16 protein-coding genes and 2 other RNA genes are annotated in these 19,443 nt (G+C 38.4%); all 18 read left to right on the top strand.

Translation table 11 applies throughout. The features are described 5' to 3' along the window. Positions 1-87: 87 nt before the first annotated feature. On the top strand, positions 88-666 hold the full coding sequence (locus tag AC1DOS_RS09910) for a LemA family protein (RefSeq protein ID WP_477537355.1): 579 nt from the start codon (positions 88-90) through the stop codon (positions 664-666). Continuing rightward, entirely contained in the window at positions 666-1,448 is a 783-nt protein-coding gene (locus tag AC1DOS_RS09905) for a TPM domain-containing protein (protein ID WP_477537356.1), read from the top strand. Before AC1DOS_RS09910 ends, AC1DOS_RS09905 begins: the two co-directional genes overlap by 1 nt. Positions 1,449-1,588: 140 nt before the next feature. Beyond that, positions 1,589-2,851 (top strand): RNA polymerase factor sigma-54, encoded by a 1,263-nt coding sequence (gene rpoN, locus AC1DOS_RS09900; RefSeq protein WP_477537354.1) that lies wholly within the window; start codon positions 1,589-1,591, stop codon positions 2,849-2,851. Positions 2,852-2,859: 8 nt separating this feature from the next. Further along, positions 2,860-3,093 (top strand): glutaredoxin family protein, encoded by a 234-nt coding sequence (locus AC1DOS_RS09895; RefSeq protein ID WP_477537353.1) that lies wholly within the window; start codon positions 2,860-2,862, stop codon positions 3,091-3,093. 136 nt (positions 3,094-3,229) lie between these two features. Next, on the top strand, positions 3,230-4,267 hold the full coding sequence (locus AC1DOS_RS09890; RefSeq protein WP_477537352.1) for a sugar-binding transcriptional regulator: 1,038 nt from the start codon (positions 3,230-3,232) through the stop codon (positions 4,265-4,267). A 12-nt stretch (positions 4,268-4,279) separates the two neighbouring features. Next, positions 4,280-5,287, top strand: coding sequence for a type I glyceraldehyde-3-phosphate dehydrogenase (gene gap, locus AC1DOS_RS09885; protein WP_108585160.1), 1,008 nt, complete (start codon positions 4,280-4,282; stop codon positions 5,285-5,287). 122 nt (positions 5,288-5,409) lie between these two features. Beyond that, complete coding sequence (locus AC1DOS_RS09880) at positions 5,410-6,597, top strand: phosphoglycerate kinase (protein WP_477537351.1); 1,188 nt, start codon at positions 5,410-5,412, stop codon at positions 6,595-6,597. A 12-nt stretch (positions 6,598-6,609) separates the two neighbouring features. After that, complete coding sequence (tpiA, locus tag AC1DOS_RS09875) at positions 6,610-7,371, top strand: triose-phosphate isomerase (protein ID WP_477537350.1); 762 nt, start codon at positions 6,610-6,612, stop codon at positions 7,369-7,371. Next, positions 7,364-8,908 (top strand): 2,3-bisphosphoglycerate-independent phosphoglycerate mutase, encoded by a 1,545-nt coding sequence (gene gpmI, locus AC1DOS_RS09870; RefSeq protein ID WP_477537349.1) that lies wholly within the window; start codon positions 7,364-7,366, stop codon positions 8,906-8,908. Before tpiA ends, gpmI begins: the two co-directional genes overlap by 8 nt. A gap of 2 nt (positions 8,909-8,910) precedes the next feature. Further along, the gene (gene eno / locus AC1DOS_RS09865) at positions 8,911-10,206 is read left to right on the top strand and encodes a phosphopyruvate hydratase (RefSeq protein ID WP_108585156.1); all 1,296 of its coding nucleotides are present in this window, start codon (positions 8,911-8,913) and stop codon (positions 10,204-10,206) included. Between the two features lie 216 nt (positions 10,207-10,422). Continuing rightward, a complete protein-coding gene (gene secG / locus AC1DOS_RS09860) occupies positions 10,423-10,650 on the top strand; it encodes a preprotein translocase subunit SecG (RefSeq protein ID WP_016429075.1) in 228 nt (75 codons plus the stop codon). A 205-nt stretch (positions 10,651-10,855) separates the two neighbouring features. Beyond that, positions 10,856-11,602, top strand: a complete 747-nt coding sequence (locus AC1DOS_RS09855) for an alpha/beta hydrolase (RefSeq protein ID WP_108585155.1) — start codon at positions 10,856-10,858, stop codon at positions 11,600-11,602. Positions 11,603-11,645: 43 nt separating this feature from the next. Next, entirely contained in the window at positions 11,646-13,964 is a 2,319-nt protein-coding gene (gene rnr, locus AC1DOS_RS09850; protein ID WP_477537348.1) for a ribonuclease R, read from the top strand. Between the two features lie 52 nt (positions 13,965-14,016). Continuing rightward, a complete protein-coding gene (smpB, locus tag AC1DOS_RS09845; protein ID WP_108585153.1) occupies positions 14,017-14,484 on the top strand; it encodes an SsrA-binding protein SmpB in 468 nt (155 codons plus the stop codon). A gap of 154 nt (positions 14,485-14,638) precedes the next feature. Next, positions 14,639-14,993, top strand: a transfer-messenger RNA (tmRNA) gene (ssrA, locus tag AC1DOS_RS09840). Positions 14,994-15,589: 596 nt separating this feature from the next. Continuing rightward, the gene (locus AC1DOS_RS09835) at positions 15,590-16,768 is read left to right on the top strand and encodes a NupC/NupG family nucleoside CNT transporter (protein ID WP_108585152.1); all 1,179 of its coding nucleotides are present in this window, start codon (positions 15,590-15,592) and stop codon (positions 16,766-16,768) included. A gap of 779 nt (positions 16,769-17,547) precedes the next feature. Continuing rightward, entirely contained in the window at positions 17,548-18,780 is a 1,233-nt protein-coding gene (gene sstT / locus AC1DOS_RS09830; protein ID WP_108585150.1) for a serine/threonine transporter SstT, read from the top strand. 338 nt (positions 18,781-19,118) lie between these two features. Further along, positions 19,119-19,443, top strand: a transfer-messenger RNA (tmRNA) gene (ssrA, locus tag AC1DOS_RS09825); the annotation flags it as partial.

Below are 19,443 nucleotides of genomic sequence, written 5' to 3'. Positions count from 1 at the left end.
GACTGTTGAAGTCACTGCTGTTTTTTTATGTTTTAATAATCTCTAAAAAAGGTAGATAGTGACTATACTAACCAAGAGGTGAAGAAAATGAAAAAAGGTTTAGTTCCCATACTTGTAGTAGTGGGTATTATTGTCGTATTAGCACTTATGCTAATTCCTAGTTATAACGGATTCGTGAACGGCGAAGAAAACGTGGATCAAGCATACGCACAAGTGGAAAATCAACTACAACGCCGACTTGATTTAATTCCTAATTTAGTGGAATCAGTAAAAGGATTCGCGAAACAAGAAAAAGATGTAATTGATAGTGTTACTGAAGCAAGGGCTCGATTGGCTGGAGCAGGTTCTCCACAAGCTCAAGCACAAGCCAATGATGAATTATCAGGTGCATTAAGTCGATTATTAGTTGTTGTGGAGAATTATCCTGAACTTAAATCTGATGCGAACTTCCGACAATTGATGGACGAATTAGCTGGTACGGAAAATCGATTATCGGTGGCAAGACAAGATTATAATAATGAAGTTGCTGATTTTAATCGAAAAGTAAAACGATTCCCAGGTGCTTTACTTGCAGGGATTTTCGGCTTTGACGAAAAAGAATACTTTAAAGCTGATGCAGCTGCAAAAGATGCACCAAAAGTTGATTTCGGAGGAGATGGCGAGTGATGAAAAAAGCTGCGCTTTTCCTAGGAACGGCGCTTCTTTTTCTGTTGACGTTTGCGCCATTGATCCAGGCGGCAACAATACCCCAACCAGTTGGTGATATTTATACGCAAGATTTTGCTGGTTTGCTAAATGATGAACAAAAAGCTGAGATTAATCAATTAGCAGCTCGTTTAGATGATGCTACAGGTGCTCAAATTGCTGTGTTGACAGTAAAATCATTAGACGGTGATGACATTCAAAGCTTCGCAAACCAAGCATTTCGTGAATATAAACTTGGAGATGCAGAGAAAAATAATGGCGTCTTGCTTGTCATCGATATGGGTTCTCGAGAAATGTGGGTAGAAGTTGGCTACGGTCTGGAAGGTGCCTTACCAGATGGCAAAGTTGGCCGAATCCTAGATGAGTTTACAGTACCTTATATGAAAAATGACCAAGCTGATTTAGCCATCTTAAATACGATGAAAGTCTTTTACCAAGAAATCGCTAAGGAATATGAGTGGAATGGGGAAGACGTAAATCCTGTGCAGTCTAAAAGTAGTAGCGACGGTGGAGGAGGTTCCATGTCGTTTATCACGATTATTATCATCCTATTCGTACTTTATATGATTTTTAAAAATCGTGGAGGTGGGGGAATGGGACCAGGATCTCGTGGTCGTCGTGGAGGTTTTCCTATGATCGGACCAGGTTCATTCGGCGGCGGTTTTGGCGGAGGCGGAGGTGGTGGTTTCCGTGGTGGTGGAGGTGGTTCTTCTGGCGGTGGCGGAGCAGGTCGTGGATTTTAATAAAAAACAGCGAGTGGCTAAAATCTGCCACTCGTTTTTTTGTTTCATGATTTAGTCATGTGTTATTAGTAAAATTGACCATTGTCCACATTTCTTTAAAGGACCTTGTCTCGTATAATAGAACAAAGGGGTGGATTTGAATGGAACAACACTTAAGTCAATTGCAAATACAGACACAAAAATTAGCAATGACTCAATCGTTGCGCCAATCACTTGAAATCTTAAATTTCTCGACGTATGAACTAGAACAATTTCTTAGAGAGAAGCAAGATGAGAACCCTTGGTTAAAAGTACGATCAAAAGGACCGACACTTATTTCTCCTCAATTTGTCCAACAACAAGCAATCCATTCTTCTTTTAAAGACCTGCTATATGCACAATTGATAGACTATCATTTATCAGATGAACTTAGACATTTGGTTCACTGGCTCATCGATGATCTAGACGAGGATGGTTTCCTTACTGGTACAGTTGAAGAATATGCTAATTGGACAAATAAACCAGAATGGTTAATTCAAGAAGCAATCGCAGTCATTCAACGTTGTGAGCCAATTGGGATAGGAGCATTCTCAAAACAACATGCATTAGTCTTGCAAGCAATGCATCATAAATTATCAATGAATACAATAAATATTGTATCCAAACATTTTGACTTATTTATTTCTAAAAAGTGGAAAGAGCTTGCGAAGAAGATACATATTTCATTAGAAGAAATTCAACAAATCGCGGATACATTATCAAACTTCTCAACATCACCTTTACAATTAATTACACAACATCACGTTGCTTACATTCAACCTGATGCCTATGTATCATTTGACAAAGATGAGTGCACTATCAATTATTATGGACACGCTTTTCCTCAAGTACAAGTAGATAAAACCTATTCACAAACGCTTTCATCGCAAATGGATAAACAAACAAAGGCATATGTGTTGAAAAAAACAAAAGAAGTCGAGAGTATGAGCTTTCAATTACAGTGGCGAAAATCGACTTTGCAACGAATCATTCAGGAAATAGTCCATAGTCAACAAAACTATTTCACGAATGGGGCATCTTTTTTAGTACCAATGACTATGACTGATTTAGCCGAACGTTTAGAAATACACGAGTCAACGGTTAGCAGAGCTGTTCGAGAAAAATATATTCAGACGCAAACTGGAATCGTCGCATTAAAGTCTTTTTTTTCGCAACCAACAGTTGATGATGTATCAGCAATTCATGTGAAAACACGAATTCAATTTTTTATTGAACATGAAGACAAAAACAAACCTTTATCCGATCAAAGAATCGTCGATTTATTTTCTATAGAACGAATACATTTATCACGACGAGTAATTGCAAAGTATAGAGAACAGCTTGGCATTTTTGGTTCATCAAAAAGAAAACGATTTGAAAGGTAGGATTAATAATGAAAGTTCAATTTTATTCGCGATCTAATTGTCCATTATGTGAAGAAGCTAAATTAATGCTTGAATTAGTAAAAGAGGATACTTCCTTAGAAATTGAAGAAATTAATATTGAAGAAGATGATGAGCTACACGAGAAATATCTCCTACGCATTCCTGTAATTATGAGTAAAGGGGAAATTATTCAAGAAGGTCGAATTGATTATCCAACATTGTTAGAGGCGTTTACATCGTAAACGTCTTTTTGTTTGCACTTTTTTATAAAGAAGAGTATATTAATATTACAAGTGGGACACAAAATATGCAGCCGGGACAAAAAACGTCCCACTGCATTGTTAATAAGATGCAGTTTTTTCGAAAAGGGAGAATGCAATGGAACAATTACTAGGAGCACAACAGAAATTGTTGCCAGAAATGACGACTCTTCTACAAAAAAGATATCGACTATTAATGACGATTCAGTTGTCTACAGGAATAGGACGTAGAGCATTAAGCGAAATTGTCCATTCGACTGAACGTGAGACGAGAAGAGAGTTAGACATTTTGCGAGCACAAGGGTTAATCCAAGTGTTGGCAAATGGAATGGAAATTACACAAGAAGGTAAGAGTGTGTTAGAAGTTTTAAAAGATTTGGTTCATGAATGGTCCGGATTATACGATATGGAAAAACAGCTTGAAAAAGCATTTAAATTAGCTCGGGTAATCATCGTTCCAGGTGACAGCGAAATCGAAAGTCCTGCAAAATCCTTAATCGGACAAGAAGCGGCAAAACAGCTTGAGCTGTTATCGAAAAATAAAGATACTGTTGCCGTTACAGGTGGCAGTACAATTGCGGCAATAGCCAACCACTTATCTGTGCATATTAAACCTAAAAATTTAGTGTTTGTTGCAGCGAGAGGTGGAATTGGGGAGAACGTGGAATTGCAAGCAAATCATATTGCATCCGCATTTGCCAACCAAGCAGGTGGAACATCTCGAACGTTGTACTTACCAGACCATTTAAGTGAAACAGCTTACAAAACAATGATTAAAGAGCCTGTCATTAAAGAAATGATGGACCTATATGATAAAACCAACATTGTCATTCACGGTATTGGGGATGCAAAAGAAATGGCAAGACGCCGTAATTCTAGCAATGATGAACTTGATATTATTTTGCAGAAGGAAGCTGTCGGAGAAGCCTTTGGTTATTACTTTAATGAGCAAGGGAAAGCTGTTCATCGTATTCGGACGGTAGGGATTCAATTAAAACAACTTAAACATGCTCAACATTTATTAGCTGTAGCAGGTGGAGCTTCTAAAGCTTCGGCCATATTATCTTATTTAAAACATGCACCTAATCAAACAGTATTAATTACCGATGAAGGTGCCGCAAAAAAACTAACTCAACTTATGAGTAATGAAAATTAGGAGGAATTATAAATGACATTAAAACTAGCAATTAACGGGTTTGGACGTATTGGGCGAGTGGTATTCCGCGAAGCATTACAACGTGATGGAGTAGAAGTAGTCGCGATTAACGATTTAACGAATGCAGCGATGCTAGCTCATTTACTAAAATATGACTCAATTCATGGTGTTTTTGATGCAGAAGTAACTTCAGAAGGCGAATATTTAATTGTCAATGGCAAACAAGTACGTGTTTATGCTGAAAAAGATCCTTCAGTATTGCCTTGGAAAGATCTTGAAATTGATATTGTTATTGAAGCAACAGGAATATTCCGCGACAACGAATCTGCTGGAAAACATATTGAAGCGGGTGCTAAAAAAGTTATCGTTTCTTCACCTGGTAAGAGTGGAATGTCTACGTTCGTTATGGGTGTTAATCACGAAACGTATAATCCTGAAGCAGATCATGTCGTTTCAAACGCATCTTGTACAACAAATAGCTTAGCGCCAGTTGCTAAAGTTCTTCATGAGAAATTCGGAATTAAACGCGGTATGATGACTACGATTCATTCATACACAAACGATCAACGTATTTTAGATTTACCACATGAAGATTACCGTCGTGCTCGTGCAGCAGCTGAATCAATGATTCCAACATCAACAGGAGCTGCAGCAGCAGTTTCATTAGTTCTACCTGAATTAAAAGGCAAGTTAGATGGAATGGCTGTTCGAGTACCAACGCCAAACGTATCACTTGTTGATTTAGTAGTAGAACTTGATACAGATGTAACAACTGAAGAAGTAAATGCTGCATTAAAATCAGCATCTGAAAACGAGTTAAATGGTTTCTTGGAATACAATGAATTGCCATTAGTATCTCGTGACTATAACGGTAATGCTGCTTCATCAACTGTAGATGGATTATCGACAATGGTTCTAGAGAAAAACATGGTTAAAGTATTGTCTTGGTATGATAATGAAACTGGCTACTCTACTCGTTGTATCGACCTTGCATTACACATGTCTAGTAAAGGTTTATAAGATGTCTAAGCTCTTGATAAAGTAGCGAATATTGTCAATAACCTCTATAATAAAGTGGGGTAAAAGGAACGGAGGTACCCTCCGTTCCTTATTTTTTTAAATTTTGAAGGAGGAGATTCTTCATGAAACAAAAACAGACAATGCAACAAGTAGACTTGGCAGGTAAGCGGGTATTTTGCCGTGTAGATTTCAATGTGCCTATGGAAGACGGAAAAATTACAGATGATACAAGAATACGTGCAGCCCTTCCTACTATTAAACACTTGGTAGAAAAAGGTGCAAAAGTAATTTTGGCGAGTCATATGGGTCGTCCAAAAGGAGAAGTTACTGAAGAGTTACGCTTAACTGCGGTGGGTGAACACTTAAGTGAGCTATTACATAAACCTGTTCTGAAATTAGACGAGTCAGTTGGCGAGTCAGTGGAACAAACAATTGTTGGAATGGATCAAGGGGACATTGTGTTACTAGAAAATGTTCGTTTCCATAAAGGTGAAGAAAAGAATGATGCAACTTTAGCAGAGCAATTTGCTAAGCTAGCAGATGTGTTTGTCAATGATGCTTTCGGAGCGGCACATCGTGCACATGCATCAACAGAAGGAATCGCCAAACATATTCCAGCAGTTTCAGGATTGTTAATGGAAAAAGAATTAGACGTTTTGGGGAAAGCATTGTCTGAACCAGAACGACCATTTACAGCTATTATTGGTGGAGCAAAAGTGAAAGACAAAATTGGTGTAATTGATCATTTATTGGATAAAGTGGACAACCTTATTATCGGTGGAGGCTTATCTTATACATTTTCTAAAGCACAAGGCAATGATATTGGGAAATCTTTGCTTGAAGAAGACAAAATTGATTTAGCCAAATCATTTATCGATAAAGCGAAAGAAAAAGGCGTGAAATTATACTTGCCGATAGACGTTGTCGTTGCAAATGAATTTTCAAAAGATGCCGAAACAAAAGTTGTCGCAATCGATTCGATTCCTTCTGATTGGATGGGTCTTGATATCGGACCAAAAACAACAGCTCAATATGCGGATGTCATTGCCAATTCGAAACTGATTATTTGGAATGGACCAATGGGCGTATTTGAAATGGCACCATTTGCGGAAGGCACGAAAGGTGTTGCAAATGCTATGGCAACAACACAAGCTTATACAGTGATTGGCGGGGGCGATTCAGCGGCTGCTGTTGAAAAATTCGATGTAGCTGATAAAATGGATCACATTTCAACTGGTGGCGGAGCTTCTTTAGAGTTCATGGAAGGCAAAGATCTACCTGGAGTTGTGGCACTAAACGATCAAAACTAAGGAGGAATTTGCATGCGAAAACCCATCATTGCTGGCAACTGGAAAATGTATAAAACTTTATCTGAGGCGAAACAATTTGCTGGGGAAGTAAAAGGTTTAGCACCAGATTCTGTGAAAGTGGATACAGTAATTTGTGCACCTCCACTCTTTCTTGAACAATTAACCCATTCACTTTCTGGCTCAACTGTTCATGTTGGTGCTCAAACAATGCACTTTGAAAATGAAGGTGCTTTTACTGGAGAAGTTAGCCCGGTTCAATTAGCAGACTTAGGCGTTGAATATGTTATTTTAGGACACTCAGAAAGACGTGAATATTTCAATGAAACGGACGAAGCAGTCAATAAGAAAGTGCATGCGGCATTTGCCCATTCATTAATTCCTATTGTTTGTGTAGGTGAAACTCTTGAAGAGCGTGAAGCAGGCAACACTGCTTCAAAAGTTGAAGGACAAGTAGAACAAGCACTAGCTGACTTAACCGAAGCTCAAGTGAAACAAACGGTTATTGCATATGAACCCATATGGGCAATCGGTACAGGTAAAACAGCAACATCCGAAAATGCTAATGAAGTGTGTGGCGCGATTCGCTCTAAAGTGGAGTCTTTATTTGGACAACAAGTGTCTGATTCTGTTCGAATTCAATATGGTGGCTCTGTTAAACCAGAGAATATTGAAGAATTATTAACAATGGAACATATTGATGGTGCTCTTGTGGGTGGTGCAAGTTTACAGCCTGAATCGTTCTTGAAATTATTGGAGKCTGGTGCAAATGTCTAAGACACCAGTTGCTCTAATAATTCTGGATGGTTTTGCACTTCGTAATGAAGTTTTTGGCAATGCAGTAGCACAAGCTAAAAAGCCAAACTTTGATCGTTACTGGAATACCTATTCCCATGCTTCTTTAGTTGCTTCAGGAAACGCAGTTGGACTTCCTGAAGGTCAAATGGGGAATTCAGAAGTAGGTCATTTAAATATTGGTGCAGGTCGTATCGTGTATCAAAATTTAACGAGAATCCATAAATCAATTGTGGATGGTGACTTCTTTCAGAATTCTGCATTTATGGAAGCTATTGCACATGTGAAAGCAAATGATTCAAAACTTCATTTAATGGGTTTGTTATCTGACGGTGGTGTTCATTCGCATTACGAGCATTTATTTGCACTGTTGCAGTTGGCGAAATCACAAGGTCTTGAAGACGTATTTGTTCACGGATTTTTAGATGGTCGCGATGTGGGTCCATCAACCGCACTTTCTTACATTGAAGAAACTGAAAAACAAATGGCTACTATTGGTGTGGGGAAATTCGCGACCATAAGTGGACGTTATTACGCGATGGATCGCGATCGTCGATGGGAACGTGTGGAAAAAGCCTACCGTGCTTTAGTTGATGGGGACGGTGAAAGATCTTCATCAGCTGCAGCAGGTGTAAAAGCTTCTTATGATAGCAACGTGGCAGATGAATTTGTTCTTCCGTTTGTTATTGAGGAGCAGGGAAAACCTGTTGCAACGATTGATTCACAAGATGCCGTTATTTTCTTTAATTTTAGACCAGATCGAGCAATTCAATTATCATCTGTTTTAACGAATCCTAGTTGTAATCCAACATTTTCTTTAAGTCCAGCACACCCAACTGATTTGAAGTTCGTGACTTTTACAACGTATAGTGACGAAGTTAATTCTTCTGTCGCTTATGAAAGTGACAACTTGGTTAACACAGTGGGCGAGGTTCTTTCTGCTAATGGGAAAACACAATTACGTATTGCTGAAACAGAGAAATTCCCTCATGTTACCTTCTTTATGAGTGGTGGACGAGAAGAACGTTATCCAGGGGAAGAACGTATTTTAATTGATTCTCCAAAAGTAGCCACTTATGATTTACAGCCCGAAATGAGCGCTTATGAAGTTACAGATGCGTTACTTGAAGCCATTGCTGCGGACCGTTTTGATGGGATTTTATTAAACTTTGCAAATCCTGATATGGTCGGTCATAGTGGGATGCTCGAGCCTACTATTCGTGCGATTGAAGTAGTCGATGAATGTTTAGGACGTATAGTTGATGCATTAATTGCTAAAGGTGGGGCAGCTATTATCACGGCAGATCATGGCAATTCAGATGAAGTATTAACGGTTGCCGGTGAACCAATGACTGCACACACAACGAATCCCGTACCTGTAATTGTAACGAAAAATGGAATTGATTTACGTGAAGATGGTATCTTAGCAGATCTTGCGCCAACCATGTTACACTTATTAGGAATTAGTCAACCGCCTGAAATGACAGGTAAAACATTACTGAAAGCTGAGGAGATTTAAACATGCCAATTATTACTCAAATACAAGCTCGTGAAGTATTAGATTCTCGCGGAAATCCAACTATTGAAGTAGAAGTATTTACAGAAAGCGGCGCTTTTGGTCGTGCAATAGTACCTTCAGGCGCTTCTACTGGTGAACATGAAGCCGTAGAACTACGTGATGGCGATAAAGATCGTTACCTCGGTAAAGGGGTGCTTAAAGCCGTAGAAAACGTTAATGTCGTGATCGCAGAAGAACTTGAAGAAAAATTCACTGTATTAGATCAAGTATCAATAGATCAAGCGATGATTGAGTTAGATGGTACTGAAAATAAAGGCAAACTAGGAGCTAACGCAATCCTTGGAGTTTCAATTGCCACTGCCCATGCAGCAGCTGACTTTTTAGATATCCCGTTATACCAATACTTAGGTGGCTTTAACGCGAAACAACTTCCAGTTCCAATGATGAACATCTTAAATGGTGGTGCTCATGCTGATAATAATGTTGATATTCAAGAATTTATGGTAATGCCAGTAGGGGCAAAAACTTTCCGCCAAGCACTTCAAATGGGCGCTGAAATTTTCCATAACTTGAAGTCTGTATTGAAAGATAAAGGATTGAACACAGCAGTAGGAGATGAAGGTGGATTCGCTCCTAACTTAGCGTCAAATGAAGAAGCGATCACTACGATTTTGACTGCTATTGAAAAAGCAGGATACAAACCAGGCGAAGAAATTTTGCTTGCAATGGATGTTGCCTCTTCTGAGTTCTTCAATAAAGAAGATGGAAACTACCATCTAGTTGGTGAAGGAATCGTCAAAACGTCTGCAGAAATGGTTGCATGGTATGAAGAGCTTTGCGACAAATATCCGATCGTTTCAATTGAAGATGGTTTAGATGAAAATGACTGGGCTGGACATAAATTATTGACAGAACGCTTAGGCGATCGTGTTCAACTAGTTGGTGACGATTTATTCGTTACAAACACAACGAAACTTTCTAGAGGGATTGAAGAAGGTGTTGCTAACTCAATCTTAATCAAAGTTAACCAAATCGGTACTTTAACAGAAACATTTGATGCGATTGAAATGGCGAAACGTGCTGGATATACAACAGTAATTTCTCATCGCTCTGGTGAATCTGAAGATTCAACGATTGCTGATATCGCAGTTGCTACAAACGCTGGCCAAATTAAAACGGGTGCACCGTCACGATCTGACCGCGTTGCGAAATATAACCAGTTACTTCGCATTGAAGATCAACTTTATGAAACTGCTCAATATTTAGGAATGAAAACTTTCTATAACTTGAAAAAATAAAGACGTGAGCCGCACACTCTTTTGAGAAAGTGCGGCTTTTTTACAGTTATGGCAAAGCCGATTAAATTTTAAATTAGATGAAATCTATTAAATAACTCTTGTTCTTCAAATTATCTGACAGAATTCTTAATGAATTTCTCTCAGCTTATTGTACTTGTCTCTATAATTTGGTAAAATAGTTCTTGTTGTGATGTTTCTGATCAGGAGGTGGAACAAATGCATGCGTTTTTATTGACTTTACTCGTCATCGTTTCGCTAGCATTAATCGTTGTTGTGTTGTTACAATCAGGGAAAAGTGCAGGTTTATCAGGTGCCATCTCGGGCGGAGCTGAGCAACTTTTCGGGAAGCAAAAAGCAAGAGGAATTGATCTTGTCTTGCACCGTGTAACGATTGTATTAGCTGTGTTATTTTTTATTCTGGCAATTGCCGTAACCAAATTATAATCAACATTCAAACCGCCTGACCGACTGAACTGGTTAGGCGTTTTCTTGTTTTTATAGCCATTGGGATAAGTTGGATATTATGAATAACTTACATATGTGTGGTTTAACAACAACCAGTTAATCACAAACTCAATTGGAAACAGCATTAACTATTGTTGTTTAATACTGCACGCTATGCTATTTTCTATTATTGGAGGTTTTTTGAATGCGAATCGCGCAACCCAAACCGTTCTTTTTTGAAGCGGGTAAAAGAGCCGTATTATTGTTACATGGTTTTACGGGGAATTCGTCAGATGTACGTATGCTTGGTCGGTTTTTAGAAAAAAACGGCTATACATCACTGGCGCCTCATTATAAAGGACATGGAGTTCCACCCGAAGAATTAATCCAGACAGGACCGAAGGATTGGTGGAAAGATGTGATGCGCGGATATGATCAATTAAAAGCTGCAGGCTATGAAGAAATTGCAGTTGCTGGATTATCATTAGGCGGTGTCTTTTCATTAAAATTAGGGTATACCTTACCTGTAAAGGGAATTGTGACGATGTGTGCACCTATGTCGATGAAAACGACAGAACTTATGTATGAAGGTGTTATTAAATATGCAAGAGATTATAAGCGTTATGAAGGAAAAGACCTATCACTTATCGAAGAAGAAGTAGAAGCTCTTCAACGTAAGTCGATGGATTCATTACCAGAATTACGAAACCTAGTTTATGACGTTCGTGACCATGTGGATCATGTGTATGCTCCATTGTTTGTTGTCCAAGGCCGTCAAGATACCGTCATAGAAGTAAACTCGGCTAATATCATTCATGACGAGGCAGAGTCATTTGAAAAACGTATAAAATGGTATGAAAAATCAGGTCATGTGATAACACTCGATAAAGAAAAAGAGCAATTACATGAAGATATATTAGAATTTTTACAGACACTAGAGTGGCAGGAGTAAAACCCGCCTCACTCGCACACGCTATAATAAGGAGGGATTAAAGATGGAACATAATTTACAACAACGTTTACTTGATTTCATGCGTGAAGAAGAATATCATCCATTGACTGTCCAAGAAATTGAAAGTCAGTTTGGTTTTGAAGATGCAGATGAATTTAAAGAGTTAGTTAAGACATTAGTACGTCTAGAAGAAAAAGGATATGTGATTCGCTCAAAATCAAATCGCTATGGTGTTCCTGAAAGAATGAATTTACTAAGAGGTAAATTTATTGGTCACGCAAAAGGATTTGGATTTGTTGCACCGGATGAAGCAGGGATGGATGATATTTTTATTCCTCCTACTGAAGTAAACGGAGCAATGAACGGCGATATCGTCTTGGTCCGTGTTTCAACTGCTAGTTCAGGAGACCGTCGAGAAGGATCTATTACAAAAATTGCAGAACGCGGTATTTCTAAAGTGGTGGGTCAGTTCCAAGACAACAAAGGTTTTGGCTTTGTTCTTCCAGATGATAAAAAAATCTCAATGGATATTTTTATTGCAAAAGAAGATACTCTTGGCGCGGCTGATGGACATAAAGTAGTTGTAGAGATTACGGGATGGCCTGAAGGACGTAAATCGGCAACTGGAATGGTCACACAAATTCTTGGTCATAAAAATGATCCAGGTGTAGATATTTTATCGATCATTCATAAACATGGCATCGAAATTGATTTCCCACAAGAAGTTATCRATCAAGCAAATGCTGTTCCCGATGAAATTGATGAGGCCGAATTAGAAGGCCGACGCGATTTGAGAGATGAAGTTATCGTGACGATTGATGGTGCGGATGCAAAAGACTTGGATGACGCTGTTACGGTTACGAAAAATCCGGATGGTACATATAAACTTGGCGTTCACATTGCGGATGTTAGTCATTACGTAACTGAAGGCTCACCAATGGACACAGAAGGTTATGATCGTGCGACAAGTGTTTATTTAACAGACCGAGTAATTCCAATGCTACCACATCGATTATCTAATGGTATTTGTTCATTGAATCCGAAAGTAGATCGATTAACTTTATCATGTGAAATGGTTATAGATGGTACAGGGAACGTGGTTTCACACCAAATTTTCCAAAGTGTAATCAAAACAAAAGAGCGTATGACGTATACAGATGTCTATAAGATTGTGGAAGAAAAAGATGAGGCGTTGATTGAACGTTACCGTGATTTAGTTCCGATGTTTGAACTAATGGCTGAACTTGCTGCAATTTTGCGCGAAAAACGTGCAAAACGTGGAGCTATCGATTTTGATTTTAAAGAATCAAAAGTCATTGTAGACGAGAAAGGTTGGCCGACAGATGTTGTGATTCGAGAACGTACTGTGGCTGAACGTTTGATTGAAGAGTTCATGTTAGCGGCTAACGAAACAGTGGCTGAACATTTCCACTGGATGGAAGTTCCATTTATTTATCGTATACATGAAGATCCAAAACCTGAGAAACTTCAACGCTTCTTCGAATTCATTACGAACTTCGGATTAGTTGTTAAAGGATCTGGTAATGAAATTCACCCAAGAGCTTTACAAGAAATTGTAGAGTCAATTCAAGGAATGCCTGAAGAACCTGTAATCTCGACGATGATGCTTCGTTCATTGCAACAAGCTCGTTATTACTCGGAGAGTCTTGGTCACTTTGGTTTATCAACCGATTATTATACGCATTTCACATCACCAATACGTCGCTATCCTGATTTAATTGTGCACCGATTGATTCGCACGTACTTAATTAATGGGGATGTATCGAAACCGACCGTAGCTCATTGGGATGCAGTTATGCCTGAAATTGCTGATCATACGTCAGATCGTGAACGCCGTGCAGTGGAAGCAGAACGAGATACTGAATCACTGAAAAAAGCACAATTCATGTTAGATAAAATTGGCGAAGAGTTTGAAGGGATTGTTAGTTCAATCACAAACTTCGGGATGTTTATTGAGCTTCCGAATACTATTGAAGGACTTGTTCACGTTAGTAATATGACTGATGATTATTATCGTTTTGATGATCGTCAAATGATGATGATAGGTGAACGTGCAGGCAAACAGTATCGTATTGGTGATGAAGTAACGGTTCGTGTTACTGCTGTAAAACCTGAAGAATCTGCAATCGATTTTGAAATCGTCGGTATGACTAAAGCTTTCCAACGTACACGTAAAGAAGCACCAAAAGTCTTCCATGCAACCCGTAAAGAAGGTTCAGGAAGACGCTCATCGGACAATTCTAAGCCTGGTCAGAAAAAAGAAGTAAAACAAAAGAAAAAGTTTTATGAAGGCATTGCGAAGAAACAACAGGGTCAAGGTCGTAAAAGAAAGAAAAAGTAAGAAAATGGAGCGGCGAGTAGCCGCTCTCTTCTAAACAGCGGGGTGAAATCAGATGCCAAAAGGCGAAGGAAAAGTGGTTTCGCAAAATAAAAAAGCGAATCATGATTATTTTATTGAGGAAACAATGGAAGCAGGAATTGTGCTCCAAGGAACCGAAATAAAATCAGTACGTAAAGGGAAAGTTCAATTAAAGGATGCGTTCGTGCGCATTAGAAACAACGAAGCGTGGATTTCGAATATGCATATCAGTCCTTATGAGCAAGGAAATCGGTTTAATCATGAACCGTTGCGCTCTCGTAAACTATTACTTCATAAAAAACAAATTAACGAGTTAATAGGTTTATCAAAACAAGATGGTTTTTCGATTATTCCAATCAAAATGTATTTAAAAGATGGCTTTGCTAAAGTGTTAATTGGCTTAGGAAAAGGGAAAAAGAATTACGACAAACGTGATGATTTAAAGAAAAAAGAAGCGAAGCGTGATATCGAACGTGCCTTCAAATCTCGTAACCAAGAATGAAACTACTTGAAGTTTGACCATTTTTGTCTTATAATAAGAATACAACTTGCCAGATGTACATGTAGTTCACCCGAACTTCCATTAAGAGTTCAAGGAGGAACAAAAACTAGCTTAGCTAATTTTTGAGAATGCCTTTTTGATCATCCTATATTAAGGGGACGTTACGGATTCGACAGGGATGGTCTGAGCTTAAGTTGCGCGTCGGAGGGCTCGGCTCCGTATCAACGGCACTTTATAATAACTGGCAAAAACCAAAACCTAGCATTCGCAGCGTAAGCTGACGATGTTGCTTGTCTTGGCCATCGCCCATGTGGTCATGTACGAGCTCACTTTTAGTGGGATACGATCGTCGGTGCGACTTGAGTCGACGATAAGAGATTTCCAAGTTAGCGCACAAGACGCCCGCTTGTCGGCATAATGCTGCGCGAAATTTAATAGGCAAGATACACGCGTAGAAGCTTAAGTGTTGGAGTTTCTGGACGCGGGTTCGATTCCCGCCGTCTCCATATTACGAAATCAGATGATTTCATACAGTGTCAAAACCCTTGGTATTCAAGGGTTTTTTCTTTTTGTCTATATCATCTAGTTTCAATGAGTATTAACCGAACGTAGTCACCCACTACATTTCAATGTAGCTGGCGAACTTCAGTATTGCCTCTTCTTTTGCTTTCTTCGTAACGTGTGCATCGAAAACTATTCCTAATATCATCCCGACAATGCCCATCTAGAAAAATAGTACGTTCATTATGTTCACCATCCTTTGGTTCCATTTTGGAAATATGTTGAAAAATATACACAATAAAAAAACAGACAACTTTATTTGTCGTCTGTTTTATCTTCTGCTTTTTGTTTGCGTTATCTTGCCTTCAAGCTGAGATAATTGGTACTTATAAATTTAGACTTGAAGGTAGGCTGCAAATGAATGACGGTCAAATTGTTACAAAAATGGGGAACCGCAATCCTAAAATATAATATTCCTTTATCAACAGGGGTAACATTTAATAAATAGTATATGGACATGATAAGTTATAAATGTATACTTATTAAGTAAGTTGAATGGTCAGACGTTCAACCTTTTAATAATATAACTTTATGGAGGCATTAAATGAATTATTTAATCTCAATCGTAGGCATAATTGTTGTTCTGGGTCTTGCCTGGGTTGCAAGTAACAATCGTAAAGAAATAAAAATAAGACCAATTATCCAGATGATCATAATTCAGTTAATATTAACCTTTATATTACTGAATACCAAATTTGGATTGATTCTTATTGAAGGAATCGCAGCTGTGTTTACAAAATTACTAGATTACGCTAATGAAGGAATCAATTTTGTATTTGCCGGCATTGCGAATGAAGGACAAGCTCCTTTCTTCTTAACTGCTTTACTTCCGATCGTATTCATTTCGGCTCTGATTGGAATTCTGCAGCACATTAAGGTTCTTCCTTTCATTATGAAATGGCTTGGCTGGGCAATCAGTAAAGTAAACGGCATGGGTAAATTGGAATCTTACAATGGAGTAGCATCTGCTATTGTTGGACAATCTGAAGTATTTATTACTGTAAAAAAACAGCTTGGACAATTATCCCCTCAACGTCTATATACACTAAGTGCATCAGCGATGTCTACAGTATCGATGTCTATTGTCGGAGCTTATATGACGATGATTGAACCGAGATATGTCGTAACTGCAATCGTGATTAATTTATTTGGAGGATTCATCATTGCTTCAATCATTAATCCTTACTCTGTAACCGATGAAGAAGATCTCCTTGTTGTGCAAGAAGAAAAACAAAGCTTCTTTGAAATGCTTGGCGAATATATTATGGATGGATTCAAGGTTGCAATCGTGGTTGCGGCGATGTTAATTGGATTCGTTGCACTAATGGCAGGAATAAATAACTTATTTGATATGATATTTGGAGTCACGTTCCAAGCAATTATTGGATATGTCTTTGCTCCATTTGCGATTTTAATGGGTATCCCTGTTTCAGAATCAGTAACAGCAGGCGGTATTATGGCTACCAAACTAGTTACAAACGAATTTGTAGCGATGCTTTCATTAAATGATTTAGCGTCAAATCTGAGTGAACGATCAATCGGAATCATTTCAGTTTTCCTTGTTTCATTTGCAAACTTCACTTCAATTGGCATCATCTCAGGTGCTGTAAAAGGTCTTCATGAAAAACAAGGAAACGTTGTAGCACGATTCGGCTTGAAACTTTTATACGGAGCAACGTTAGTGAGCGTATTATCAGCGATTATTGTGAGTTTTATCCTATAGTTAGAAAAAGTGTCATCCAAAACCCTAATAAAAGCAACATCCCAGCGAATGCTTATAAGTATTCCTGGGACATAAAAGAACGGGATACGAATTTTAATATTTTATCTCCATTCTCGTCTTACTGTAAAGATTACCAAAGAACCTTCTAAATCAATTATGATTAGGAGGTTTTTTTGTGTCTAAAAAATCAGGTGTCTTTAATATTTCCAATTTGCGTATAGGACGGTGTACCCTATTAGGTGAAAAAGTAAAATCGTTGGAACGTTTTTACTTTTTCACCTAAATGCACGTTTTTTCATCTATGGCATTCAAATAAGTGATTTTTTAATAAAAAGAATCTTAATAATCATCATGTTGATTTCCGCTATGACCGGACGCTTTCCGGGGGAATGGCTTCAGCCTCCTTATTCGCTAACGCTCTCTGCGGGGTCTTCTGCTCATGCTATTCCCCCCAGGAGTCGCCGGTCTTCGCTCCAATCAACAATGAAGTAAAACTTTAAAAGCTACAATTACTGAAGATAATTCAGGATTGTGGTTTTTTGTTGTTTTATGATGTCCCTGCCCTGCCCATATGCTCCCAAAATTGCAGCTAACACAAGGAAGTTTTTCATAAGATATCCTAAAAGATAACAAAAAAAATCGATATAACATTCAAAAAATTTGTGTTAGAATAAAATATCAGTCTATTTAAAGTTAAAATAAGTACACATTATTTTAACGGGGAGAAGTGATTGTGCGTTTTTTATGCGTGTTTTAAGAAAATTTTGGGGGATGGTAGAATGAAAAATTTATTTGTTAAATGGAATCAAGTGAGCCTTGTAAAAAGGATTATGATTGGTATTATTGTCGGTCTTATCTTAGCTTTAACAGTTCCTAAAGCCGCAAGTTGGATCTCCATTTTCGGTTCTTTATTTGTCGGTGCATTAAAGGCAGTTGCACCAATATTAGTATTATTCTTAGTGATGCATGCGATTGCCGTACATAAAAGTGGTAAGAAAACGAATATGAAATCGATTCTTGGTCTTTATGCTATTGGTACATTCCTAGCTGGGGCTGTCGCTGTAGTTGCAAGCTTTTTGTTCCCAGTTACATTAACACTGACAACAGGAGCAGGAGACATATCTCCACCAGAAGGTATTGTTGAAGTTATTCAAACATTACTATTTAACTTAGTTGCTAATCCAATTGATGCAGTAGTAAATGCTAACTATCTAGGTATATTAATGTGGGCAATCGTTCTTGGGATTGCATTAAAAAATGCGAATCAAAATACGAAAGACATGTTAGGTAATTTTTCGGATGCAATCACTAAAATAGTACAATGGGTGATTAATTTAGCACCGCTTGGTATTATGGGGCTTGTTTTTAGTGCAATTGTAACAAGTGGTCTTTCTGCTTTACTTGATTACGGTAGATTAATTTTAATTCTAGTTGGATGTATGTTGTTTATCGCACTTGTAGTGAATCCGTTAATCGTATTCATCTATACACGAAAAAATCCTTATCCACTTGTTTTAATGGTTTTAAGAGAAAGTGGTATTACGGCATTCTTTACACGTAGTTCAGCTGCAAATATTCCGGTAAATATGAAATTATGTGAAAAACTAGGCTTAGATGAGGATACTTATGCAGTGTCAATCCCTCTAGGTGCTACAATTAATATGGCTGGTGCAGCCGTTACAATTGCTGTACTAACTCTTGCAACAGTAAATACGCTTGGTATTGAAGTAGATTTTGTGACTGCACTTATGCTTTCTGTTGTAGCAGCTATCTCTGCTGCAGGTGCATCAGGTGTTGCAGGCGGATCACTATTACTTATCCCACTAGCATGTAATTTATTTGGAGTTCCAAATGATATTGCAATGCAGGTTGTTGCTGTTGGTTTTATCATCGGTGTTGTTCAAGATTCTTGTGAAACTGCACTGAATTCTTCTTCTGACGTACTGTTCACAGCTACAGCTGAGTATGCTAAAGAACGTAAAGAAGGTACGGTAGTTTCTATGAAATCTTAGGATCTACGACTCTATCAAAAAGAATATAGAAGCTTAACTATTGATCTGATCTAAAGCTCCATAAAGGTATTCATTTGATTGAATTCGATTAATGAAGATTTAAAAGCCGCGATTACCGAGGAGGACTCGGTGATCGTGGCTTTTTGGTTGTGTTATGATTTATCCGCCCTGTGTCTGTGTAGTGGCAGATGCTTCTTTGATTCTTGCTGCTGATTCTTCTGAGATGGCTGCAATTTCCTGAACTTTGTCATTTACTTCACTTGCCGTTTCTTAGATGTCTTTCATTAAGTATAGTACGTTTGTGATGTCGAATGTAAAGCTTATATTATTCCATAAAAGGGGACGTTATGGATTCGAACAGGGATAGTCTGAGCCTGAGTTGCGCGTCGGATACTCGGCTCCGTTAAAACGGACTTTATAATAACAGGTAAAACAAACAACAACTTAGCATTCGCAACGTAAGCTCGGATCTGCTCTATACATCCATCGCCCATGTGTCTAGGTAAAGCTCAACTTTAGTGGGATACGGTTGGTAGTGCCACTTGAGCTACCAACAAGAGACTCTCAAGTTAGCGCACAAGACGCCCGCTTGTCGGCATAATGCTGCGCGAAATTTAATAGGCAAGATACACGCGTAGAAGCTTAAGTGTTGGAGTTTCTGGA

It is taken from the genome of Paenisporosarcina sp. P5_A11, assembly GCF_056400705.1.
The sequence above is the reverse complement of the archived record's forward strand: the minus strand, read 5'-3'. Positions and strand labels throughout refer to the sequence as shown.